The following is a 24,465-nucleotide window of genomic DNA, read 5'->3' as shown; positions in this document are numbered from 1 at the left end:
TGCTCCTGGGAAAATACGGCCTCGCTGCAAGCACGCAGAGTACCGCGTTTTTCCAGGTCGCAGGCAGCGCTACTCCCGCTTACCCAAGAGCAACACCATTGCGCATTGCCCGAACAGCAGCAGCGCCACCACCCAGTAGACGTGGGAAAACGAGCCGCTGAGGTCCCTCGACCAGCCCCCCAGGAAATTGCCGCACACCCCACCCAAGCCGATCAGCACATTGGCGATGCCGAACGCCTGGGTCAGCCGGCTGACCGGCACGATTTGCCCGATGTAACTGGGCACCAGCCCGAAGATCGGATAAAACGCCAGCGCAAATAAAAACGCCGCCAGGTAAAACGACGGCAGGTTGTTAAACGTAAACACCAGCGTTGCAGCCACCCCGGCACTAATGAAACACAGAGCCAGGGAGGTGCGCACGCCCGCTTTGTCGGCCAGCCACCCCAGCAGAAAGCCCGAAGCCATGCCCACGGCGCCGAGGGTGGTCCAGATAAAACCGGTGTCTTGCACCGACACCCCCAACTCGTCGCGCAGGTAGGGCGCCAGGTAGGTCTGGAACGGCAGCAACGCCATGCCATTGAGAAAGGCGATGCCCCACGTCAGGTACAAAGAACGGCTCAGCCAGGGCGCGTGGCGGTCAGACGTCTGCCCGGGCTCCCCGGCTGCGTCGCCCTCCTCGCTCGTCGCCAGGTTGCGCAACAGGTACCAGGCCACCACGCAAAGCGTCAGCGAGATCAGCCCGGCAGTCAGCCAAATCCCGCGCCAGCCGCCGTGCATCGTCAGAAACGACACCAATAACCCGTTGATAAATACGCCGTAGCTGGTGCCGCTGGAAATCAAGCCCATGACCCGTGAGCGCAGGCCGGCGCTGAAGCCTTTGGTGACGATCTCCGCCAGCGGGATGTACACCGACGCCGAACAGCCGCCGAGCAGAATCAATAGCGCGCCGGAGAGCCAGATCGTGTTGCTGATACTCAGCCCCAGCAGCGCCAAGGACGTCATCACGGTGGACGCCAGGCTGATCTTCCAGCCTGCGACATAGCGGCTGATTACGCTGGTGACCGATGAAAACAGCAGAAAGCCGATCTGCGCGCCACCGGTGATCAAGCCCACCGTGGTGTAGTCGAAGCCGAGGTCGCGACGCATGTCCACCACCAGGTTGGCGAACAGGTAAACGCCGAACCCATAAGTGCTGGCCACGAACCCCGTGAGCACCACCGCCAGCACCCCGCTATCGAGGGCCCGGGCGTTGCCTTGCACAAGCGTATTCATAGCGCCCCTCGCGCGGCGAGCGCGGTGTGGATGACAAAGTCACACTGCATCATGTCGTAATCGGCCAGGAAATCGCCATAGCTGGCATGCTCCGAAAACCCGCAGGCCAGCACCTCCTGGGTCAACTCGCCGGGCAGCAACGGGTAGACCTGCAGCCGGTATTGCTCGGCGTTGTCAAAGCGGTAGATGAACTCGCACAGCTGCGCGTTGACCTCGCCCAGGCTCACTGACACGTGGGTGCCGCAGTAATAGTAGTGGCCGCTGGATTTGAAATGGCCGGCGCGAATGGCGAAGAAATTGCGTTGATCCACTACCAGCAGGCCGCCCGGCTTGAGCAACGCCCGAAAGGTTTGCAGGACGTCCAGGCGTTCGCTGGCTTCGAACACATGACACAACGAACTGCCTAAGCACACCACGGCGTCGAACTGCCCCAGTTCCTGTGGGTCGAGGGCACGCCAGTCGCGATGATGGGAGGGGATCGCCAAGCCATATCGGCGGAAGTTCGCGCGCGCCTTGGTCAGCATGGTGGGGCTGCCATCGGTGGCGACCACGTCGAACCCGGCCTGCTTAAGCTGTACCGCGTGGAAGCCGCTGCCGGTCGAGACGTCGATGACCGTCTGCACGCCGTGGTTGCGCAACAGGTTTTCAAAGAACCCGCTCTCCCCCGCCTTGCGTTTTTCCCAATCGATCAACTCGTCCCAGCGCTCGACAAAATCCGCAGAGTACTGCGTGGAATAACGGGCGATGGGGCCATTCGGCTGCTTGGGCATCTGGTTCATCACGCACCTGCCAGGTTGAGTGCTTTGAACGCCGCGTACTTGCTCGCCAACTCGCGGGCGAACTCGGCGGATTGTTCGATGGACATGTTTTTCTTCGAGTAGCCCAGCATCGCCTGCATCACGACCATGCACTGCGGGTTGAAGGTGACCGAACCGTCGCAATGGATCTCGTCGATGCCGTCCTGGCTCTGACAGATCGTGTTGATGCGCACCGCGTCGTCATGGGGGCAGGCGTTGGAGAACTGCACCTCGATGCGACCCTCGTGCAACCACACCGGGTAACCGCCCGGCAACCCCAGCGGGCCAGGGGCATGCACCAGCACAGGCGTACTGGAAAACAGCCCCTCGATTACCGTGACCGCTGAACACGCGGTGAGGAACTGCCCGTCCACGCCACCGCGACGCCGGAACTCGGAGCGGACCGCCGAGAAAATCGCTTCGGCAGGCAACCGCGCCACATTCGGCTGGTCGCGGACCTCGTACAACAGACGGTAATTAGCCCGTGGCGGCAACCCTGCGCGCGGGACGTAATGGCTGAAATAGTGCTGGGCATACAAGCGAACCTGCACATCGGCGGGGCAACACTCCAGCAACCGCGCGATGGAAAAACGCACCGCCGGAATCAGGTTGGCCACGTTGCCCACGCCGATATCCGGCGCCAGGCCGACCCTGGCCAGAATCGGGTTGACCGCATCGGGAAAAGCCGCATTTACGGTGCGAGTGACGATGCCTGAGGCTTTTACCGCACGCATCAGGTTGTGCATCAGCGTCAGGTGCATGGGCAACCAGGGACCGAACTGCGCCTGGTCGAGTTGTTCGAACGAGCGCTTGGGCAACGCCGTGATGACGCGCCACGACTGCAGCGACGCGCAGTTGACGAGTATGTCCGGTGCCTCGTCCCGCAGCACCTGGGCGACGCGGTCGATATCGGTCAAATCCGCGATCACCGGCCTGATCGCGACGAACTGCTCCAACTGCGCACACGACAGCGCCACCAGGTTGCACAGACGCACGGTGGCGTCCTCATTGCGCCCCAGCACCACAAATTCGAAGGCATTCTTCGGCGCGAGCAGTTTGAGGATCTGCAGGCAGAGGTTGCCGGCGCCTACCAGCAACAGCTTTTTTTTGCGCGTGGATGGGCTCACCGTGGGTAGGCTCCATTGTCGACGGGGATGACCCGGCCGGTGATATGCCGCATGGCATCGCTGATCACCAACAGAATGATGTCCGCTACGCCGCCGGGCAGGATGGGTTGCTTGAGAATCTCCTGACGCGCGTATTCGTCGCGCCGGTAGGTCGGAATCCGGTCGTAGATAGCAGTGTCGTGGATCAGAGCCGGCGACACGGCGTTCACCCGCACAAAGGGTGCAAAATTCCAAGCGTTAGCCTTGGTAAGGCCGATCACTGCCGCTTTGGTGGCGCCATACAGCGCATCGCAACTGCCCACCTCGCCGGCCACCGAAGCTATATTGACGATGCAGCGCGAGGCTTCATGGCGCATTTCCCGCTCGGCGAAATCCTTGGACAGATAGACCAAGGCTTTGAGGTTGACGTTGAGGATGTCGTCCACTTCGTCGTCGGAATAGGCGTAGATGCTTTTGCCGTGATAGATCCCCGCATTGTTGATCAAGGCGTAAATAGACTGATGGCGTGCATATATCTCGGGAATAAAGCGCTTGATCACAGCGTCGTCGGTGAAATCCGCGACCTGGGTGTCCAGTACATCGTCGCCATAGCGATGGGTCAGTGCCTTCAAGCCTGCGGCATCTTTATCGGTGCCGATCACGAAATAGCCGCCTTCAATGGCTTTCTCCACCGTCGCTCGACCAATCCCATTGGCGGCGCCGGTCACTATTAACTTTTGCATGTCAGGCTCCTTATTGACAAAACGCGTTCATGCGCTCGTAAAACGGCCGGTGATAGTCATATAAGCTTTTTAATTTTGCGCACTGTTCGAATAGCGTTATATCCATACCTTGTTTATCAGGTGCGATAATCCGTTCACTGTTTTCGGCGGTCACATGCCAACGTCTCCACATCTTCCATTGCGGCGGGCATTCGCGCTTCCAAGACAAAGCGCGAGGCAGAAACTCAATATTCAAATAATCACAGAGTTTACGTATAACGTGTTGCGGATCGGCGGCCAGATCATCGGCATTAATCACATACGGTACTTTACCGGTGAGCTTTTTCAGCACACAAAAGATCTCGTACTGCGCTTTATACCCAATCGCCTGTAACGGCATATCCGGGTATATACGGTGGTGGGAAACAATACTGCTGACCGGCTCGCGGATAATAAATACATTGTCTTGGCAGGCGAGAAAGTCGACGTCGACCTTCAACTCCTCCAGGCAGTGGTAACACATATCTTTATGAAACACCGGGGAACGGCTTGCCGCTTCGATCAGCCGTTGCTTGATCGCCGTATAAGTCGTGGGAAAAGCATGATCCCAGTCGTCCGAAGGAATGCTGGAATCGGCGGAAAATGCCCCATGAGCAAAAGGCTCATGGAAGACTTCGAAGTCCCCGCGCTCGATAAATACGCGTTCCAGCACCGTGGAACGCGAGCGCGGGTGTGCCCATAAGGCAACCATTTGGTTCATGCCACGCTCCCATATTCGGTCGCCAGAATTTCGTTGATCGAGCGTCTGGAGGGCTGGGCCGCGGCGCACAGGCGAACACAGTGATCGGTCAGGCGCCGGTGCGCGGCGTTGGCCTCGTTGCAGGCGGTGACAAAGGCTGCATGGCGGGCGAAGTCCTGCGGCGCGATGCTGTCGAGCAAATAGGCTTGGTAGAAGTACGGAATCCGCATCAACTTGGCGAACGTCGCAGGCGGTACCTGCAGCGGCGCATGGGCGGGCAGCACGGGTTGGCCACGGCTTTCGCGCTCCACTAGAAACGCCACCATCTCCGGCGTGAGTGTGTAGTAGGTGGCGCTCAGGCCGGTGCGTTCCAGGTGCCAGCAATGCTGGTCGCCACGCGCATCGACGTCGATTTTGAGGCTCGACAGCAAGGTGTGGACCGGCACGCGCGACGCGGCCACCAGGGCCTGGATCTGCTCGTAAATCAGCAGTTCGGCCCAGCGCAATTCCTGCGGTGCCAGCGCCATACTGCGGGCGGCGGCTTGCTGGGCGAACTCGGGCTGACAGCCAAAGCGCCCGATCATGTAGGTAATCACGTACTTGCAATGGCGCGTATCGATGCCATGGCTGCGCGCACTGAGTCGGCCACGCTCAATGGCCTGCAAACCCGCCTGGAACTGCGAGACCGTAAAACAAAAGGTGATGTTGATCGACACCCCTCGCGCCACCAGGTGCTCGACGCTCGCCAAACCTTCCTGGCTGCCCGGCACCTTGACCATCACGTTCGGTGCCAGGTGATGCAGCTCCATGCCGCGGGCGGTCATGCGCTGGGCGCAGCGCACGTCGCTCGGCTCCACCTGAGCGCACATCCAGCCCTCAGCGTGTAACGATTGCTCCCACAGGGTTTTGAGCGCCGACGCACCGTCGATAATTACTTCGTCGTACAACTTTTTGTGCAACGCCTCAGGCGACAGATTGCTCTGATCAACGCGTGAAGCCCCGTATTCCCGTCTGTCCAGAATCACCGCAGTCACCAGACGCGGGTTAGTGGTCACGCTGCTGAAACTTCGCGACTGGCACCAATCATCCGGCATCAACCGCTCGATATATGCAGCTACCGTTGGGTACTTATCCAGCAAGCAGTGTTTATGGGGGGCATACAACACGGGGGATGAATCCCACCACAACTCTGAACGAGGGTCATGACTTTTTAGTTGTTCTAAGTAACCCGGAGTGCCCACGACACATCCTCCTCGGATAAGGGTTATTTAATGACAGGGACGACAGCGGGTACTTATCAACAGCGATGAACTAAGCATGCCCCCACGTATAACCGTTGGGTGTTCAAGGCTGCAAAACAAGCAAACAACTTACGCATGAGCACGTAATTAATAATCAGGGAGCGTACTGCAGACAGGGTGACAACTCCAATGTGCACGACGACATCATTGCCATTGAAGATCACTGACATAGGCAAGCCAATACGGACAGGCGCCGGCCCCTGATCTGGTAGTTCCCCTATAACGGCCAATGAAAACATGGGCATCTCTTATAGGTAACTCCGCGATGACTTCTGAACTACCAGCGGAGCGGATTGAGGTGTCCCTATAAAACACGGGGCGCAAAATCCTGTCAAACGCTTTTAGCCGGCTTGTTAATACCATCTAGTTATTTATATTTTAATTTTTATATCAGATAAGCTTTAATCCGTAAGCGCCGGAATCCAGGCATCTGAACTTCCCTTGTGTGCCATCAGTCAGCTAACTGAACTCACGAATCAAAGGCTGGGTGTGCATGCATATCTCGTTGGAGCAACAAGTGGCGCTGGTAACCGGCGCCAGTTCCGGAATCGGCGCCGGTGCGGCCAAAGCCCTGGCGCAAGCCGGCGCCGCGGTGGTGCTCAATTACAACGCCCAGGCCGCCCCCGCCGAAGCATTGGCGGCGCAGATCAATGCCGAAGGTGGCCGGGCGATTGCCATCGGCGCGGATGTCTCCAAGGAAGACGATGTGGAACGGCTGTTCGCCCAGACCCTCGACGCCTTCGGGCACCTGGACATCCTGGTGGCCAATTCCGGCATGCAGAAGGACGCCGCCTTCGTCGACATGAGCCTCGACGACTGGAACGCGGTCATCGGCGTGAACCTGACCGGGCAATTCCTCTGCGCCCGTGCGGCGGTGCGCATCTTCAAGCGCCAAGGCGTACGCGAAGGCGTGTCGCGAGCGGCGGGCAAAATTATCCATATGAGCTCGGTGCACCAAGTGATCCCCTGGGCCGGGCATGCGAACTACGCGGCATCCAAAGGCGGCGTGGAGATGCTGATGCGCACCCTCGCCCAGGAAGTCAGCGAGCAGCGCATCCGTATCAACGGCATCGCGCCGGGGGCGATTCGCACCGCCATCAACCGCGCCGCCACCGAAGGCGCGGCGCAAAAAGAGTTGCTCAAACTGATTCCCTACGGGCGCGTGGGTGACGTGGAGGACGTGGCCAACGCCGTGGTGTGGCTGGCCAGCGACGCCTCCGACTATGTGGTCGGCAGCACCCTGTTTATCGATGGCGGCATGAGCCTGTATCCGGAGTTTCGCGACAATGGTTGATCTTAAAAACGAACCCCAAAGCGCCATCGATGCCCATGGCATCATCGGCGATATGCGCAGCGCCGCCCTGGTCAACGACAAAGGCAGCATCGACTTTTTCTGCTGGCCGGAATTTGACAGCCCGTCGATCTTTTGCGCACTGCTGGACTCGCCCGAGGCCGGCACCTTCCAACTCACCCCAGACCTGCCCAACGCGCGCCGCGAGCAGATCTACCTGCCCGACACCAACGTTCTGCAAACCCGCTGGCTCAGCGACACTGCCGTGGTGGAAATCACCGACCTGCTGACTATCAGCGAAGAAATCGACGACCTGCCGCTGCTGATCCGCCGCGTGCGAGTGGTCAGCGGCAGTGCCACTTTGCACCTGCGTTGCGCAGTGCGTCACGACTATGGGCGAACGCCGACCCACGCCGGCCTCGACAACGGCACCGTATGCTTCACCGCCCAGGGCCAACCCGGCCTGCGGTTGTCCGGCAGCCAGACGTTGCAGCTCGACGACAACGCAGCCGTGGCCACCTTCACCCTGAATCAGGAAGAAACGGCCGAGTTCGTACTCGGTGGCCAGGACGACCCACGGGTAGACGGCGGCTGCACCGACCTGGCCTTGGCCCACACCCTGAAGTTCTGGCGCGGCTGGATCGCCCAATCCACCTACCGCGGGCGCTGGCGCGAGATGGTCAACCGCTCGGCCCTGGCGCTCAAACTGCTGACCTCGCGCCGGCACGGCGCGATCATCGCCGCCGCCACTTTCGGCCTGCCGGAAACCCCGGGCGGCGAGCGCAACTGGGACTATCGCTACACCTGGATCCGCGACGCCTCGTTCACCGTCTACGCCTTTATGCGCCTGGGCTTTGTCGAGGAAGCCAACGCTTACATGCGCTGGCTCAGGGGGCGGGTCAGCGATTGCTGCGGCCAGCCGACCAAAATCAACATCCTCTATGGCATCGACGGTCGCCAGGAACTGCCGGAGACCGAGCTGGACCACCTCGGCGGCCACGGCGGCGCCACGCCGGTGCGCATCGGCAACGAAGCGTTCGATCAGATTCAGTTGGATATCTACGGCGAACTGATGGACGCGGTTTACCTGGTCAACAAGTACGGCGAAGCCATCTCCCACGAAGGCTGGAAACATACCGTGGAGGTTGCCGATCAGGTCTGCGAAATCTGGAACCACAAGGATGTCGGCATCTGGGAAATGCGCGGTGAGCAACACCACTTTCTGCACTCGCGCCTGATGTGCTGGGTGGCGTTGGATCGTGCGATCCGTCTGGCCTCCAAGCGCTCGCTGCCGGCACCGTTCGCGCGCTGGGACCAGACTCGCCAAGCGATCTACGCCGATATCTGGAGCAACTTCTGGAACGAAGAACGCGGGCATTTTGTGCAGTACATCGGCAGCACCGCGCTGGACGGTTCGATGCTGTTGATGCCGCTGGTGCGCTTCGTCGCGGCCACGGACCCGCGCTGGCTGAGCACCCTGGAGGCGATTCAGAAAAGCCTGGTGCGCGACGGCATGGTCTACCGCTATCGCAACGACGACAGCCAGATCGACGGCCTGCAAGGCACCGAAGGTGCGTTCGCCGCGTGCTCGTTCTGGTACGTCGAATGCCTGGCCCGCGCCGGCCAGGTGGAAAAAGCCCACCTGGAGTTCGAGCAACTGTTGCGCTACGCCAACCCACTGGGCCTGTACGCCGAAGAGTTCGACAACCAGGCGCGCCACCTGGGCAACACGCCCCAGGCGTTGAGCCACTTGGCCTTGATCAGCGCGGCCACGTTTCTGGACCGTAAGCTCAGTGGCGCCAAGACTGTGTGGCAACCGTAAAACCTGCACAGGGCGAGCAGCGCCACGCTGCCCGCCGCTGGCCTTTGAACTACAGTGGGCAGAACCCGAACCACCCATAGGAACCTTCCCATGGCCCTCCTCGCTCCACTGCTGTACGCGCGCACGTCCATGCTCGACATCGCCTATGAAACTCATGGCCCCCTGGACGGCGAGCCGGTGATTTTGCTGCATGGCTTTCCCTACGACCCGCGCGCCTATGACGCTATCGCGCCGCCGCTGGCCGAGCGCGGCTACCGTGTGCTGGTCCCATACCTGCGCGGTTACGGCCCGACGCGGTTTATCCACGATCAGGTGCTGCGCTCCGGGCAACAGGCAGCGCTGGCCAAGGACTTGCTGGATTTCATGGATGCGCTGGCGATCCCCCGCGCCACCCTGGCAGGCTACGACTGGGGTGGGCGCGCCGCGTGCATCGTCGCCGCACTGTGGCCGCAACGGGTGCGCGCGCTGGTCAGCGGGGATGGCTACAACATTCAGGACATTGCCCAGTCCACCGCGCCACGCCAGCCCGAAACCGAGCATCGCTTGTGGTACCAGTACTACTTTCACACGCAGCGCGGCGTCGACGGCTTGACCGCCAACCGCCGTGAATTGTGTGAACTGTTGTGGTCACTGTGGTCGCCGACCTGGTCCGCAGGCCCGAGCCTGTACGAGCAGACGGCGCCTTCGTTCGACAACCCGGATTTTGTCGAGGTGGTGATTCACTCGTATCGTCACCGTTTCATGTATGCGCCCGGCGATCCCGCACTGGAATCGATTGAACAGGCCCTCGCGCAACAGCCGTCGATCACGGTGCCTTGCATTTCCCTATGCGGCGCCGACGACGGCGTGGGGCCGCCCTCTGAGGAAGATGAAGACGCGGTGCACTTCAGCGGCGTTTATCAGCGCCGCGTGCTGCCCGGCGTGGGCCATAACATCCCTCAGGAGGCACCGCAGGCGACCCTGGATGCGCTGCTGGAGTTGCTCGCCTAGACCGGCGCGCTGAAGCGTTCGCGATAGGCCTGGGGCGTCACGTCGAGGGCGCGCAGGAAGCTGCGGCGCAGGGTTTCCTCGCTGCCAAAACCGCACTGCACGGCGATGCGCTTGATCGAGGCGCTGCTGTCGGCCAATTGCCGGCGCGCGGTTTCGACACGGATCAGCTCCACAGCGCGTGCGGGAGTCTGGCCGGTTTCGGCGCGGTAGTGGCGCACAAAGCTACGCTCGCTCATGCCAGCCTGGCTGGCCAGGGTGGCGATGTTCAAATCGAGGGTGAGGTGTTCTGCGATCCACGCATGCAGTTCGGCGAAGCGGCTGCCGCCCTCTTGCAGGGCCAGGGTCGCGCTGAATTGCGATTGCCCACCCGGGCGCTTGAGAAATACCACCAGATGGCGCGCGACTTCCAACGCCACGGCGCGCCCCAGGTCCTCCTCCACCAAGGCCAGGCACAAGTCGATGCCAGCGGTGACGCCGGCGGAAGTCCACACCGAACCCTGCTGGATGAAAATCGGATTGGCCTCCACCGTCAGCGACGGGAAGCGTTTGGCCAGCTCCTCGCAACGCGTCCAGTGGGTCGCCACGCGGCAACCGTCGAGCAGACCGCTGGCAGCCAGCAGGAACGCGCCGGTGCACACCGAGGTCATGCGCCGGGTATGCCGGGCCTTATCGCGCACCCACGCCACCAGCGACGGGTCATCGGCGGCGCTGTACACCCCCCAGCCGCCGGCGATCACCAAGGTGTCGCACGGCGCATCGACGGCGGGCAGCGGCTCGGCCACCAGCGCCAGGCCGGCAGAGGTCATCACCGGTTCCGTCTGGGCGGCAATCACTGACACGGTATAAGGCAGCGGCAGACCGCGCTGGCGCGCCAGGTCATTGCTGGAGGCGAACACTTGCAACGGCCCGGTGACGTCGAGCACTTGGGCATTAGGGAACGCGAGGACGTGGACGGTTCGGGTCATGATTGGCGTGATTTGTGGGCTCAATGGCGTATTCGCCAAAGCCTAGGCCTCTACAGTGAGGCCGTCCACCCCTATCTCGGAGCGTTCTTGATGACCCTGCATATCGGTTTTGTTTTGTTTCCCGGCATCCAGCAACTGGACCTTACCGGCCCCTACGACGTGCTGGGCTCGCTGCCGGACGTCAAGCTGCACTTGGTGTGGAAGGACCTGGCGCCGGTCACCTCCAGTACCGGCCTGGTGTTCACCCCGACCATGACCTACGCCGATTGCCCCGCCCTGGACGTGATCTGCGTGCCCGGCGGTTCGGGCGTTGGCGCGCTGATGGAAGACCCGGTCACCCTGGACTTCCTTAAGGCCCAGGCCGATACCGCGCGTTACGTGACCTCGGTGTGCACCGGTTCGCTGGTGCTCGGCGCGGCCGGCCTGCTGCGCGGTCGCAAAGCCACCACGCATTGGGCCTACCACGATATGCTCGCCCCGCTCGGCGCCATCCCGGTGCAAGACCGCGTGGTGCGCGACGCTAACCTATTGACCGGTGGGGGCATTACGGCCGGGATCGATTTCGCCCTGACCCTGGCCGCCGAGCTGTACAGCCCGGAGGCCGCGCAATTGGTGCAGTTGCAGCTTGAATACGCGCCGGCCCCGCCCTTCAACGCCGGCCGCCCGGACACAGCTCCGCAGGCGGTGCTGGATGAAGCCAACAAGCGCACCGTCGAATCGCGCAAGACCCGTGGCGAGATCACCGCGCGCGCGGCCGCACGCCTGGGCTAAAGGCGGCATCAAGCGGGCCGGGACATCAGCGCCAGGCGCACTGCCAACGCCGTCAACACAGTGGCCAGCCCCCATCTTTGCAGCACGGCGCTGCCCGGGCGGCCACTGAAACATCGGCGGATGGCGCCGCCGCTGAACCCCAGCACACCATGAAATATCGCAGCGATCAGCGTCAGAATTCCTCCAAGCAGCAACAGTTGCCCGGCAATCGCCCCCGCCTCGGGTTGTACGAACTGCGGCAGGAACACGACAAAAAACAGCAACGCCTTGGGATTGAGCAGACTGTTGAGCATGGCGTGCAGGAATACACGCTTGAGCGCCACGGGCTCGACGGCAGCGACCGCATTACCGGGGCGGTTTTGCACGGTTTTGAACGCCAGCCACAGCAGGTAGCCCACGCCGGCATAGCGAATCAGGTCGAACGACGGCGGCCAACCGGCAACCACTGCGGTGACACCGGTGGCGGTCAGCACCGTCAACACCATGTCGGCCACACCGATCCCCAGGCTCGCGGCCAGGCCACCGCGCCAGCCATGGGAGATGCCATGACTGATTACGAACGCCATGTTCGGCCCCGGTGACAGGAGCAACAACAGCACTGCGCCGGAAAAAACCGCCAAGGTTGCAAAATCGATCATGCCCGAGTCGTCCTGGGTGAAAGCCCGTAGATTAATCAGCACGCCCGACCCACACAAAAAATTGAGCTGGATACGCTTTGAAAGGCGGGTCGGCGCCAAGAACGATCAACGGGACGCCCCTGCCGTCGGGTGGGGAGAGCCGCGTAATTTTACGGTCAGTCTGAAAGGTAACTTCTGAACCCTCCCCCGCCCGGTGGCAGGGCCTCCAGTGGGTCCTGCCTGACCTTTTGTCCCCCTTTCCTACCTCCCTTCGAAAAAGGTTTTTTTGCATTGAGCAGGAAAAATCTCATATTTATTCCTACACTCAAAAGCATATTCAAAGGCGATAGTCTCGAACAAGGAAGGTCAATAAAATGCCGAAAGCTCCAGCGCTTAACCCTTCTAACAAGCCATTCCGCAGCATCGTCAACTCGTTGACTAATCCTTAAAGGAAACGCTCCTTAGTTTTAGCCCCGCGTATTCAATTCAATTGGATTGATCCTTTTGAATTGGATAGTTGCGTATTACCCAGCGTGCCGTTGTTCAACTCAGCGCCAATGCAGCTTGCTGCTTAAACGCCGAAACGACACGCCTGGAGTGCAATGAGGGATGTTTTATGCGACAGAAGTCGTCCGTCGACAGCCTGTTTTTAACGCGCGCCGGTTTTGTTGAATTCTTTGTTGTTTTCGTCAAATTGATCCACGGTCTGTCGGCTATTTTGCCACCGTTGGTGCTGGTGTTTTTCCTGGACCCGATGGCCCCGGAGATGCGCACGCACTTCCTTGGCCTGCTGGTGTTCTTTGCGGCGTTGACCATCATTTTATTCCAGGCGCTGGGCATCTACTCCGAAGAATTGTTCAGCAACCGCATGCGTCTGAAAACCAAGATCAAGGCGTGGTCGGCGGCGTTTTGCATCCTGTTGTTCATGTACCAGATTCTGCAGATGTTCCCGCAGTTGACCCCGCGCAACCTGGTGGCGTGGTACATCGCCAGCCTCGGTCTGTTCTGCCTGGAACGCCTGCTGATGCTGCGCCTGTACCGCAGCCTGATGCGCCAGGGCAAATACCTGCAACGTACAGTGATTCTGGGCTTTACCGACACCGCCGTGCATGTGGCCGAGCACCTGCAGCGCAACGGCGATATTCGCTCCGGCTTGGTGGGCTTTATCGATGACCGCACCGAGCGTATCCCCAAGGAACTGAGCAACCTGCCGCTGCTGGGCAACACTCGCGACCTGGAAAAGCTGATCCGCGCCGAGCAGGTCAACCAGGTGATGATCTGCCTGCCCTGGGCCGCCGAGCAACGTATCCACGGCCTGGTCAACCGCCTGCGGCAGATGTCGGTGAACGTGATGCTGGTGCCCGACATGGCCGCGTTGCGCTACGGTCACAGCCGCATCACCGACGTGGGCGGCATCCTGATGTTCAACACCTCGCAATTGCCCCTGCGCGGTTGGTCGCCGGTGATCAAGCGTTGCGAGGATGTGTTGTTGGCCAGCCTGGCGCTGGTGGCGCTGTCGCCGGTGATGCTGGTGACGGCGATTGCAATCAAGCTCGACTCCAAAGGCCCTGTGCTGTTCCGCCAGAACCGCTTCGGCTACAACGACAACGAGATCCGGGTATTCAAGTTCCGCTCGATGTACACCGACCAGAGCGACTTCACCGCCGAGCGTCAGACCACCCGCGAAGACCCGCGCATCACCCGTGTGGGGCGCATTATCCGCAAGACCAGCATCGACGAGCTGCCACAGCTGTTCAATGTGCTGCTGGGCAACATGTCCATGGTCGGCCCGCGCCCCCATGCCACGGCGACCAAGGCGGCGGGCATTCCCTTCGAAGTGGCGGTGAGCGAATACAGCTCCCGTCATCGGGTAAAACCGGGCATCACCGGCTGGGCGCAGATCAACGGTTACCGGGGGGAAACCGATACCCTGTTCAAAATCCAGAAACGTGTCGAGTACGACTTGGAATACATCTCCAAGTGGTCGGTGTGGTTTGACCTGTACATCGTTTTCATGACGGTCCCGGCCGTCCTGTCCACCAAGGAAGTGTATTGATGAATACCCTCAACGGATTAATCCCCTGCATCATTTCCGGTGGTTCGGGTACGCGGCTGTGGCCGGTGTCGCGACAAAATATGCCCAAGCCTTTCATGCGCATGCGTGACGGCCAGAGCCTGTTGCAGAAAACTTTCCAGCGCGCCGCCAAACTGCCCGGCGTGGAAAATGTGCTGACAGTGACCAACCGCGACCTGCTGTTTCGCACCCTCGATGACTACCGCAGCGTGAACAAAGCCCGCTTGCCCCTGGACCTGTTGCTGGAGCCGTTCGGGCGCAACACGGCGGCGGCCATCGCGGTCGCGGCATTGCATGTGCAAGAGCATTTCGGCGATACGGCGCAGTTGCTGGTGATGCCAGCGGACCACCTGATACTGAATGAAGTCGCGTTCGCCGAAGCCGTGACTCAGGCCCGCGAACTGGCCGACGCCGGTTTCCTGGTGACCTTCGGCATCCAGCCCGACCACGCGGAAACCGGCTTTGGCTATATCGAGCAAGGCGAAGCGCTCACCCACGGCAACCGGGTCAAACGCTTCGTCGAGAAGCCCGATCAGGCCACCGCCCAGGCCTACCTCGACGGTGGCAAACACCTGTGGAACGCCGGCATGTTCTGCTTCAAGGCCAGCACCCTGGTGGATGAACTGGCCACCCATGCGCCCGACGTGCTGCAAGCCGCACGCGCCGCGCTGGAACACAGCCAGAGCCTGCAGAACAGCGCCTCGCGCCAGCGTGAACTGGATGCGGAGGCGTTCGGCAAGGCGCCGGATATCTCCATCGACGTGGCGCTGATGGAGAGGTCCGCCCAGGTTGCCGTGATCCCCTGCGACATCGGCTGGAGCGATATCGGCTCATGGGAAGCGCTGCGCCAACTCACGCCCAACGATGCCCACGGCAACCAAGTTAACGGCGAAGCGATTTTGCATGACGTACACAACTGCTACATCGACTCGCCAAAACGCGTACTCGGCGCGGTCGGCGTGCGCGACTTGATCATTGTCGACACCCCCGACGCGCTGCTCATCGCCGACGCCCACCGCAGCCAGGATGTGCGTTACATCGTCGCCGAACTCAAGCGCCAGAATCACCCGGCATACAGCCTGCACCGCACCGTCACGCGGCCATGGGGCACCTACACGGTGCTGGAGGAAAGCAGCCGCTTCAAGATCAAGCGCATCGTGGTCAAACCCTTAGCGTCGCTGTCGCTGCAGATGCATCACCATCGCAGCGAGCACTGGGTGGTGGTCAGCGGCGCGGCGCAGATCACCAACGGCGAACGGGAATTTCTGATCAACGCCAACGAATCCACGTACATCCCCGCCGGGCACAAACACCGGCTGACCAACCCCGGCATCATCGACCTGGTAATGATCGAGGTACAGAGCGGCGAGTATCTGGGCGAGGACGACATCGTGCGTTTCGATGACATTTACGGCCGCGCCCCGGCCGACGCGAAAAAATGACATGCGTACCGCGCTGATCATCCCGACCCGCAACGCATCCAGCCACTTGGCGCGGTTACTGCCGGCCCTGGCGATGCAAACCTTGCAACCGGACGAGATGCTGGTGGTGGACAGCGCCTCCAGCGACGACACCGTGGCGCGCTTTCGCGCCTTCGGCGCACGGGTCGAAGTGATCGACGCGCGCACCTTCAATCACGGCGGCACCCGGCGCTGGGCCAGCGAACGAGTGGGCGGCGACGCACTGATCGTGATGACCCAGGATGCCATTCCCGCTGCCCCCGACACCTTCGCCAACCTGCTTGATGAGCTGCAGCAGGACCCGCTCAACGGCGTCGCCTATGGGCGCCAGTTACCACACCCCGACGCCGGGCTGCTGGGGGCGCAGTCGCGGCACTTCAACTACCCGCCCCACAGCCGCAGCAAAAGCCTGGTCGACGCGCCGGAGCTGGGGATCAAGACCTGCTTCAGCTCCGACTCGTTTGCCGTGTACCGACGCAGCGCGCTGCACGCCGTGGGTGGGTTCCCCGTCGATGTGATCGGCAGCGAAGACGCCTACGTCGCGGCGCGCCTGCTGCTCGATGGCTACAAAGTGCGCTACGCCGCGACGGCGCAGGTGCATCACTCCCACGATTACTCACTCATGGACGAGTTTCACCGCTACTTCGATATCGGCGTGTTCTACGGCCGCGAGCCGTGGATCCGCCAAGCCTTCGGCGACGCGGGCGGCGAAGGCAAGCGCTACGTGCTGGCGGAACTGGCTGCCTTGCGCAAGGCGGGCGCGCTGCACCGTGCGCCCGAAGTGCTGGTACGCAGTGCATTCAAATGGCTGGGTTACCGGCTTGGCCACCTGGAGCGGCGCCTGCCGGTGTCCCTCAAGCGGCGCATCAGCATGTTTCCCGGGTATTGGAGGTGAGCATCATGACCCACAGGAAGTCCCCCTTGATGAAACGAACCCTGCTCGCCCTGGCCATGCTGGCCCTGGCCGCCTGCAATACACCGGCGCGTATCGAGGCGCCGGATGACAAAACCGTCGAGGACGGCAAGCGCGCCCTCGACCAACTGGCGCAATTGCCGCCGGCGGTGGAACGCATCCGCATCGGCGACCAACTGCGCATCGTGCGCGACGCCGGCGAGATGCCCACCCTATCGGCGTTCAACGTCAGCACCATCTACGAGCTGACCCTGTACACGGTGCAAACCGACGGCAAGATCAACTATCCGTTTCTGGGCCCGATCCAGGTCGCCGGACGCCAGCCCTCGGAGCTGGCCACCGAGCTGACCCGCAAACTCGCGCCCACCTACCGCGAGCCGCGCGTGACAGTAAATATCAACCAGGCGCCGGCCAACTCGGTGATTGTCGGCGGCGCGGTAAACAACCCGACGGCGGTGCAGATCGCCACGGCCAATACCCTGGAGCAAGCCATCGTCGGCGCCGGTGGGATCAACCCGGCAGGCGACGCCAGCATGGTCGCGTTGCTGCGCGAAGACGCCCAGGGTGCCTACCGCGCGTACTTTCTGGACTTCAGCCAGTTGCTCAAAACCGGTCCCAACGGGCGCAAACCGGTGCGGCTGCAACGTGGCGATGTGGTGTTTGTGCCCAAGTCCAATGTGGGTGAGCGCATCCAGGGGGTGGATACCTACCTGAACCAATTGATTCCGTTCACCAAGTCCATTGGCGTCGGCTACAACTACACGCGCACCAGCGGCGGCAGCAATTAAAAGGAGCGACATCCCATGATCGAGATCCGTTCTTTCCGCGATCTTCTGCGCCTGTTCTTCATCTTCCGCCACGAGTTCAAACTGGCGGCCCTTGCCGCGATGCTGATCATTTTGCTGGGGGCATTCCTGCTGCCGGCCAAGTACGAATCCACCGCGCGCCTGCTGGTCAAGCCGGGGCGTGACTCGACACTGCCGATCGAGATCAGCAACCGTCAGGCACTGGTCATGCCCAGCACCCAGCGCGACCCGATCGTCGACGAGGAGCGCCTGCTGACCGGGCGGCCGATCGTGCGCGCGGTGGCCGAGCACTACCTGGAAGTAATCAATAACGCACCGCCGCCGGAAGGCGCCTGGAAGCGCATCAAGTACTACGTCAAGAGCGCCATCGGCGCGGTGTTCGACGGCCTGCGCGTGGTGCTGGAAACCGTTGGCATCGTGGAAAAAACCACCCCGGTGGAACGCCTCGCCGCCAGCCTGGAAAAGAACTTTGACGTCAGCCATGCCGCCGGCTCCACGGTGATGGACATCACCTTCACCTGGGGCGATCCGCAGATTGCCCAGGAGGTGGTCAAGCACTGGGTCGAAACCTATATCAGCGAACGCACCCAGGCCCTGGGGCGCAAAAGCCTCTATGCCTTCTACGAGGGGCAGGTGTCCAACAGCGCCACCGAGATCAAGAGCTACAAGCAGCAGATCCTTACGCACCTGAATCAAATCGGCGCGGCGAGCATCACCGATCGTCTGGAGGATTTGTCCGAGCGCATCAATGTGCTGCGTGGCGAGGTGTTCAACACCACACGTCTGATCGCCTCGTCCGACAGCGCCATCGAGAGCACCCGTAACCAGCTCAAGAGCCAGCCCAAGGAAGTCACCACGGTGCGCCAGATCGCACTCAACCCGCAGCAGCAGGACCTGCGTCGCCTGCTCAACCAGAAGCTGCTGGAAAAGGCTGACATGATGCGCACCTACACTGACAACGCGCCGCCGGTCAAAGCCCTGGATGCGTCGATCAAAGCCATGCAGGCCCAGGTCGCCAGCGAGAGCGACACGGTGCAAAGCTCCGAGAACCGCGCGCCCAACACCCTGGAAATCCACTTGCAGCGGGTGCTGCTGGACGAGTCGAGCAACAATCGCGCCCTGCGCACCCAACTGACCCAGCAACAGAAGCAACTGGCCAACCTTGAAAGCCAACGCAAGCAAGCCCTGGAGATTGAGCCGGAGCTGACCCGCCTGGCCCGGGAGCTAAGCGCCACCGAGCGTAACTACGCGCTGTACGTCGACAACCTGGAGAAATCGCGCATCGACCGTGAGCTGGACAACAGCCAGATCAGCAATATCGCGGTGATCGAAGAAGCCACCCTCAACCCCGGGCGGATCTTCCCCAAAACCCTGGTGATGCTGGTGCTGGCGATTCCGTTCGCCATCGTTGTCGGCCTGTTGGTGGTGTACCTGTGCTACCTGCTGGATCAGCGCATCCACGACGGTGGATTGGTGGAACGCAAGTTCGGCCTGCCGCTGTGGACCACCCTGCCGGAACTGGACACCAGCACCGCGCAAGGCACCAACGCGTTCAATGCGAGCATCTACCGGCTCTACAGCCTGTTGCGCCCGGACCGCATCGCCGAACGGGGTCTGACGTTGGGCCTGACCTCGGCGCGACATGGCGAAGGTGTGACCTTTGTGGTCGAACAATTGCGCCAGCTACTCGATGAAAACGGCATCAACGTACGGGTCGGCGGCGCTGAGCCGGCGGCGCCGGGCGAAGTGGTGCTGCTGGACGCCTCGGCCCTGCTGGACAACCGCGATGCGTTCATCACACTGCGCCGCGCCGACCTGATCGCACTGGTGGTGGAAGCCCAGAAGAGCACGGTGCCGGTGGTCGAGCATGCGCTATCGATCCTCAACACTGCGTTCGGCAAAGTCGACGGCATCATCATCAACCGGCGCAAGTTCGAAGTGCCGTCCAAAGTACTCAAGACCATCGCCAAATACCGGGGAGCGTTCTGATGCGTATCGCTCTGCTCGCGCCGCTGCCGCCGGAGAAAAATGGCATCGCCGACTACGCGAACCATTTCCGCACGGCACTCCAAGCGCGTGGCGTGACGGTGCTGACCCCGCTGGCGGGCGTGGCGGGCAACAGCGATGCAATCAGGTCGGCCATCAGCGCCTTTGATTGGCACACCGTGGACCTGGTCCACGCCGAGCTGGGCGGCGGGCGCCTGGGGGAATTCCTGGCCTTGCGTGAACTGCGCAAGGCCTACCCGCGATTGCCCCTGACCGCCACCGTACACGACCCGGAGCGCATGGTCTGGCGACGCGAGCGTCTGCCATTTCCGTTGAATCTGGTGGAGCGCCTGCCCAGCCCGATGCCTCAGGCGGCCGTGGTGCTGGCCGATCCCTTGACCCTGCGCGAAGAACGTCAGGTGGCCCAAAGCCTGACGCGTCTGGTTACCCTTACGCGCCTGGGCGCGGGGTGCCTGAGCCAGCGCATGCAATTGCCCGCCGGCAAAGTGGCGGTGATCAACCATGCCAACCTGGCCATCGACCCGGTTGCGCTGCCGCCGCTGGAGCCCCTGCGCCTGCTGTACTTTGGGTTTATCTACCGCGGCAAGGGCATCGAAGACCTGGTTCAGGCGCTGGCGGACGTATTCAAACAAGACCCGCAGTTGCGCGAACGGGTGCGCCTGACACTGGCCGGCGGCACCGCGCCGGAGATGGCTTTCGGCGCGGGCGGCAACTACCTGGAACAGCTCAACGCTCAGATCGTCGCACTGGGCCTGGCCGATGCCGTCGACTGGCAACTGAACCTGCCGGCTGAGCAGATCGCTCAGACCATCCAAGATCACCATGTAATGGTGTTGCCTTATCGCGAGTCGAAAAAACTCGGCCTGTTGGGGCGCCAGCGTGGCACCAGCGGTGCGCTGTCCTGGGCCGCAGCTTGCGGGCGCGGCGCGATCACTTCCGATGCCCGCGCCTTTGCCGAGGAAGTGGCCAGCGGCAACGGGGCGATCTATCCCGAGGGCGATGTGGCCGCGCTGAGCGAGCAGCTTCTGAGGCTGGCGCGTCAACCGCTGCTGGCCCGGGACTGGGCCGAAAGCGCCGGAGAAATCGGACGCCAGCGTTTGTGGCCTCTGACTGCGGAAAAATTCGTCGAACTGTTCGGTCAAGCCATCGCAGGAGCCCGCCATGGCGCGTAAACGCACGTACCTCGCCAGCCTGGCCGTCGTTGCAGCCTTGAGCCTGACGGCGTTTTTCTGGGGCCGTCCGGCGGATGCCGAAAGCCATGTGCTCAAGGCCGGCAAGCCGGTGGTGTGGAAGGATTTTCTCGGGGTGAACGCGCAGTTCCTATGGTTCAGCCCCGAGCGTTATCAGAAACAGATCGACCGTCTCAAGGCGCTTGGGCTGGAGTGGGTGCGCCTGGACTTGCACTGGGACCAACTGGAGCCCGTCGAGGGTCAATACCGGGTGGCGACCCTGGATCAGTTGGTGCAGAAGCTGCAAGACAACCAACTCAAGTCGGTGTTCTATCTGGTCGGGTCCGCGCCCTTCGCAACCACCGCACCGGTCGGCGCGTCCTATCAGGACCAGTACCCGCCCAAAGACCCGAACGTATTCGCCAACCGCATGCTGTTGCTGTCCCAGCGCTACCCCAGCGTTAACGCCTGGCAAGTGTGGAACGAGCCGAACCTGCTGGGCTTCTGGCGCCCGGTGGCCGACCCGGCCGGGTATGCCAGGCTGCTGACGATCACCGCCACGGCGCTGCGCACGGTCAACCCGAGCAAACCGGTGGTGGCCGCCGGCATGGCGTTCTTCGGCGAGATGCCCAACGGCCAGTCCATGCTCGACGCCCTCGGCGCGCTGGGCGTGGCCAGCCTGAACACGGTCATTTCGTACCACCCGTACACCCAGTTGCCCGAAGGCAACGACCCGGCCAACCTGGACTTTGTCGCCAAGACCACCCAGCTCAACCAGGCCCTGCGCAACAGCGGTGTCCAGACCTTGTGGAGTACCGAGTGGGGCTGGTCGACGTACAAAGGGCCCAAGGACGCGCAGGACCTTATCTCTGCGCAAACTCAGGCCGATTACGTGGTGCGGCGCCTGGCCCTGATGAGCGCGCTGGACTACGACAGGATTTTCCTGTTCACCCTCAGCGACCTCGACCAACGCGCCAGCGTGCGCGATCAGTCCTACGGCTTGCTGGACATCGACGCCAACCCCAAGCCGGTCTACACCGCGCTGAAAAACTTCCTCGACGTCAGCGGGCCCACGCTCACTCCCGCCGACCCGCCCAACGCCGACCGCCTGCCCGACGGCCTGTTCAGCATCAGCTGGACCCGCGCGGACGGGCGCAAGCTATGGTTCTTCTGGTCGGCCAAGGGCGGTAACGCGCACTTGCCCGGTTTGGCCCGCGCCACCCTGTATGACCCATTGCGCGGCACGCAAACCCCGGTCAGCGGCACACAAGGGCTGACCGTAGCGGTCAAACCGAACCTGCAAATTCTGTTATGGGACTAGAAACGGCCATGCGCATTTTATGGATCCTGCCCTACTCGCCCTGGCCCGCCACCAGCGGCGGCAAGACGCGCCAGTTCCACCTGCTGCGCAGCCTGGCCGCGCGCGGGCATCGGATCACCTTGCTGCTGCACGACAAACACCCGGTGGCGCCCGCCGACCGCCAAATGCTGGAGACGTTTCTCGAACAGGTGATCATTCTGCCGCGCCGCCCGCTGCGCAGCCTCAAGACCTTGGTGGCCGGATTGTTCGCGCCCTACCCGTTGCTGGCCAGCGTCAACGGCTTGTCGGGGCCGCTGCAAAAGCGCTTCGAGCAATTGCTGAAAGAGCCGTGGGACGTGGTGCAGATCGAGCATTCCTATACCTTTGAGCCCTACGAGCAGACGTTGGCTCGACTGTCCCAGCCTTTTGTGCTGACCGAACACAATGTGGAATCGGCCCTCGGCGCCGCGACCTACGACCGTCTGCCGCGCTGGTCGCTGCCCTTCATCCGCTACGACCAATGGCGCTATCAGCGTTGGGAGCAGCGGGTGATGCGCCAGGCCGCCCAAGTGGTGGCCGTTACCCCCAGCGATGCCCAGGTGCTGGAAGGCATCGCCGGCAAACCGGTGGCGGTAGTGGTCAATGGTGTGGACTGCGGTCACTTTGCTGGCGCCCATCCCGACCCTTCGACCCAGCGCGTGTTGTTCCTGGGCAACTACGAATACGCGCCGAATGTGGATGCCATCGAGTGGGCGCTGGACGAGATTCTGCCCAAGGTCTGGGAGCGTTGCCCCGAGGCGCGCATGAGCGTGTGCGGCTTCGGCATGCCTGGCAGTTGGCGCGCGCGCTGGCCGGACTCGCGCATCGAATGGCAAGGCTTTGTGCCGGACCTGCTGCACCTGCAATCAAGCTGTTCGGTGTTCCTCGCGCCGCTGCGCCACGGTGGCGGTTCTAAGCTCAAGGTACTCGAAGCCCTGGCCGCCGGCCTGCCCTTGGCGAGCACCGAGCAAGGTGTGTCGGGGCTGGATTTGGTGGAAGGTCTGGACTACCTCGGCGGGCAAAGCGCGACCGGCCTGGCGGATGCGGTGGTGCGCCTGCTGCAGCACCCGGAGGCCGCCACCGCGATGGGCGACGCCGGCCGCGCCTATGTGCGCCGCGCCCATGATTGGAGCGTTGCCGCCAGCCAGCTGGAGCGTGTCTATGCCACGCTGTTGCCGCACCCGCACGAGGCACCCGCATGCGTATAGGCCTGGATTACCGCACCGTTGGCACATCGCCGCAATCGGGCATCAGCCGCCAGGTGTATGCGCTGGAAAGCGCACTGTACAGCCTGCCGGGCCTCGAACTCGAACGGTTCACCGTGGCGCCCCTGGGCGACGAAGCGCGCTTGCAGGCCCACTGCCCGGCCTGGGGCTGCGCAAAAACCGCCATGCACCAGCCACACAATCGCCTGCGCTTCGAAGCCGGTTTTCTGCCGAGGGCGCTACGCGAGCAGCACATCGACCTGTATATCAGCACGTTCAATATGGGCCTGCCGCTGCCGCCCAAACCACCGGGTTTGCGTACCGTGGTGCTGCTGCATGACCTGTTCCAGATCACCCTGCAGAACTACCACGCCAACCGCCTCAAGGCGCTGATCTACAAGACCAGCGATCGCCTGTCGATCACCTATGCGGTGCATAGCGCCGATCGGGTGTGGACCCCCTCGCAGTACAGCGCCGACGAAACCGCGCGGCTGTTTCCCAAGGCTACGGGCAAGATCCGCGTGCTGCCCAATCAGGTCGACGGGTTTTCCGCGCTGGCCGCCGACCTCACGGCGCGCCAGTTGCCCGCGCGCTATTGGTTGCTGGTGGGCACCCGCGAGCTGCGCAAAAACGTGCCATTTTTGGTGGACGCATGGCAGCAGGCGCGACGCCAATCACCCGCAGTGCCGGAACTGGTGCTGGTGGGCAGCCTCGATCATTTGCCCGAGGCCCAGCGTAGCCTGCCCGGCATTAGGGCCTTGAGCGGCGTGTCGGATGGCGAGCTGCATGCGCTGTACCGCCACGCCTTACGCCTATGGCAACCCTCATACGCCGAGGGCTTCGGCCTGCCGGTGATCGAAGCGCTGAGCGTCGGCACGCCGGTGGCGGTGGCCAACGGTACCTCGCTGGATGAAATAACGCCGCCGACCGCACCGCGTTTCTCCCCCTCCGACGGCCCGGCGCTGGTGCAGTTGATGCTCAGCCTGAGCCAACGGCCCGCTGAGGATTCAGCGGAGCAACGCCGCCTGTGGGCCGAGCGCTTCAATCACCAGGCCTATCGCCAGCGCTTGGCCGACCTGATTGAGGAACTGAAGTGAGA

The 24,465-nt window shown here is 62.3% G+C and carries 21 protein-coding genes; 13 read left to right on the top strand and 8 right to left on the bottom strand.

What is annotated here, in order from left to right:
- Positions 1–69 precede the first annotated feature (69 nt).
- From HRH33_RS10585 to HRH33_RS10560, 6 genes are read right to left on the bottom strand one after another with little or no spacing between them, the layout of a single operon-like run.
- Positions 70–1,272 (bottom strand): MFS transporter, encoded by a 1,203-nt coding sequence (locus HRH33_RS10585; protein WP_167417972.1) that lies wholly within the window; start codon positions 1,270–1,272, stop codon positions 70–72.
- Positions 1,269–2,051: a class I SAM-dependent methyltransferase gene (locus HRH33_RS10580; RefSeq protein ID WP_167417973.1), complete on the bottom strand. Its 783-nt coding sequence runs from the start codon at positions 2,049–2,051 to the stop codon at positions 1,269–1,271. Before HRH33_RS10580 ends, HRH33_RS10585 begins: the two co-directional genes overlap by 4 nt.
- Complete coding sequence (locus tag HRH33_RS10575) at positions 2,051–3,196, bottom strand: hypothetical protein (RefSeq protein ID WP_167417974.1); 1,146 nt, start codon at positions 3,194–3,196, stop codon at positions 2,051–2,053. Before HRH33_RS10575 ends, HRH33_RS10580 begins: the two co-directional genes overlap by 1 nt.
- Positions 3,193–3,918, bottom strand: coding sequence for an SDR family NAD(P)-dependent oxidoreductase (locus HRH33_RS10570; protein ID WP_167417975.1), 726 nt, complete (start codon positions 3,916–3,918; stop codon positions 3,193–3,195). Before HRH33_RS10570 ends, HRH33_RS10575 begins: the two co-directional genes overlap by 4 nt.
- Before the next feature lie 10 nt (positions 3,919–3,928).
- Positions 3,929–4,657: a sulfotransferase-like domain-containing protein gene (locus HRH33_RS10565; RefSeq protein ID WP_167417976.1), complete on the bottom strand. Its 729-nt coding sequence runs from the start codon at positions 4,655–4,657 to the stop codon at positions 3,929–3,931.
- A complete protein-coding gene (locus tag HRH33_RS10560) occupies positions 4,654–5,730 on the bottom strand; it encodes a transaldolase family protein (protein ID WP_243269828.1) in 1,077 nt (358 codons plus the stop codon). Before HRH33_RS10560 ends, HRH33_RS10565 begins: the two co-directional genes overlap by 4 nt.
- 700 nt (positions 5,731–6,430) lie before the next feature.
- Between HRH33_RS10560 and HRH33_RS10555 the strand changes: the two genes are divergently transcribed.
- From HRH33_RS10555 to HRH33_RS10545, 3 genes are all read left to right on the top strand, one after another.
- Complete coding sequence (locus HRH33_RS10555; RefSeq protein WP_034137692.1) at positions 6,431–7,231, top strand: glucose 1-dehydrogenase; 801 nt, start codon at positions 6,431–6,433, stop codon at positions 7,229–7,231.
- Positions 7,224–9,050 (top strand): glycoside hydrolase family 15 protein, encoded by a 1,827-nt coding sequence (locus HRH33_RS10550; protein WP_167417978.1) that lies wholly within the window; start codon positions 7,224–7,226, stop codon positions 9,048–9,050. Before HRH33_RS10555 ends, HRH33_RS10550 begins: the two co-directional genes overlap by 8 nt.
- Positions 9,051–9,140: 90 nt before the next feature.
- Entirely contained in the window at positions 9,141–10,040 is a 900-nt protein-coding gene (locus tag HRH33_RS10545) for an alpha/beta fold hydrolase (protein ID WP_167417979.1), read from the top strand.
- Here the strand turns inward: HRH33_RS10545 and HRH33_RS10540 are convergent.
- Complete coding sequence (locus HRH33_RS10540; protein ID WP_167417980.1) at positions 10,037–11,005, bottom strand: GlxA family transcriptional regulator; 969 nt, start codon at positions 11,003–11,005, stop codon at positions 10,037–10,039. The genes HRH33_RS10545 and HRH33_RS10540 overlap by 4 nt on opposite strands.
- A 90-nt stretch (positions 11,006–11,095) precedes the next feature.
- Here HRH33_RS10540 and inhA point away from each other — a divergent pair, with 90 nt between their 5' ends.
- A complete protein-coding gene (inhA, locus tag HRH33_RS10535; RefSeq protein WP_034137689.1) occupies positions 11,096–11,776 on the top strand; it encodes an isonitrile hydratase in 681 nt (226 codons plus the stop codon).
- Positions 11,777–11,784: 8 nt separating this feature from the next.
- On the opposite strand, the gene HRH33_RS10530 is transcribed toward inhA, so the two are convergent.
- Entirely contained in the window at positions 11,785–12,414 is a 630-nt protein-coding gene (locus HRH33_RS10530) for a LysE family translocator (protein WP_167417981.1), read from the bottom strand.
- 595 nt (positions 12,415–13,009) lie between these two features.
- Between HRH33_RS10530 and HRH33_RS10525 the strand changes: the two genes are divergently transcribed.
- Genes HRH33_RS10525 through HRH33_RS10485 form a run of 9 tightly spaced genes read left to right on the top strand, consistent with a single transcriptional unit; the run spans position 13,010 to position 24,463 of the window.
- On the top strand, positions 13,010–14,449 hold the full coding sequence (locus HRH33_RS10525; protein ID WP_034137684.1) for an undecaprenyl-phosphate glucose phosphotransferase: 1,440 nt from the start codon (positions 13,010–13,012) through the stop codon (positions 14,447–14,449).
- The gene (locus HRH33_RS10520) at positions 14,449–15,909 is read left to right on the top strand and encodes a mannose-1-phosphate guanylyltransferase/mannose-6-phosphate isomerase (protein ID WP_167417982.1); all 1,461 of its coding nucleotides are present in this window, start codon (positions 14,449–14,451) and stop codon (positions 15,907–15,909) included. The genes HRH33_RS10525 and HRH33_RS10520 overlap by 1 nt, the downstream gene beginning before the upstream one ends.
- Position 15,910: 1 nt before the next feature.
- A complete protein-coding gene (locus tag HRH33_RS10515; RefSeq protein WP_040267735.1) occupies positions 15,911–16,822 on the top strand; it encodes a glycosyltransferase family 2 protein in 912 nt (303 codons plus the stop codon).
- 29 nt (positions 16,823–16,851) lie between these two features.
- Positions 16,852–17,628, top strand: a complete 777-nt coding sequence (locus tag HRH33_RS10510) for a polysaccharide biosynthesis/export family protein (protein ID WP_094066367.1) — start codon at positions 16,852–16,854, stop codon at positions 17,626–17,628.
- A 15-nt stretch (positions 17,629–17,643) separates the two neighbouring features.
- Positions 17,644–19,635 (top strand): GumC family protein, encoded by a 1,992-nt coding sequence (locus tag HRH33_RS10505; RefSeq protein ID WP_167417983.1) that lies wholly within the window; start codon positions 17,644–17,646, stop codon positions 19,633–19,635.
- Positions 19,635–20,825 carry a glycosyltransferase gene (locus HRH33_RS10500; protein WP_167417984.1) on the top strand — a complete coding sequence of 397 codons (1,191 nt, stop codon included), beginning with the start codon at positions 19,635–19,637 and terminating at the stop codon, positions 20,823–20,825. The genes HRH33_RS10505 and HRH33_RS10500 overlap by 1 nt, the downstream gene beginning before the upstream one ends.
- The gene (locus HRH33_RS10495) at positions 20,815–22,143 is read left to right on the top strand and encodes a GH39 family glycosyl hydrolase (RefSeq protein WP_167417985.1); all 1,329 of its coding nucleotides are present in this window, start codon (positions 20,815–20,817) and stop codon (positions 22,141–22,143) included. The genes HRH33_RS10500 and HRH33_RS10495 overlap by 11 nt, the downstream gene beginning before the upstream one ends.
- 8 nt (positions 22,144–22,151) lie before the next feature.
- Entirely contained in the window at positions 22,152–23,369 is a 1,218-nt protein-coding gene (locus HRH33_RS10490) for a glycosyltransferase family 4 protein (RefSeq protein ID WP_167417986.1), read from the top strand.
- Positions 23,360–24,463: a glycosyltransferase family 4 protein gene (locus HRH33_RS10485; protein ID WP_167417987.1), complete on the top strand. Its 1,104-nt coding sequence runs from the start codon at positions 23,360–23,362 to the stop codon at positions 24,461–24,463. Before HRH33_RS10490 ends, HRH33_RS10485 begins: the two co-directional genes overlap by 10 nt.
- Positions 24,464–24,465: the final 2 nt, after the last annotated feature.

The organism is Pseudomonas rhodesiae, from assembly GCF_013285305.1.
In the GTDB taxonomy this organism is placed as follows: Bacteria; Pseudomonadota; Gammaproteobacteria; order Pseudomonadales; family Pseudomonadaceae; genus Aquipseudomonas; species Aquipseudomonas rhodesiae.
Note: the sequence above shows the minus strand (reverse complement) of the source record. Positions and strands in the feature narration are given on the sequence as shown.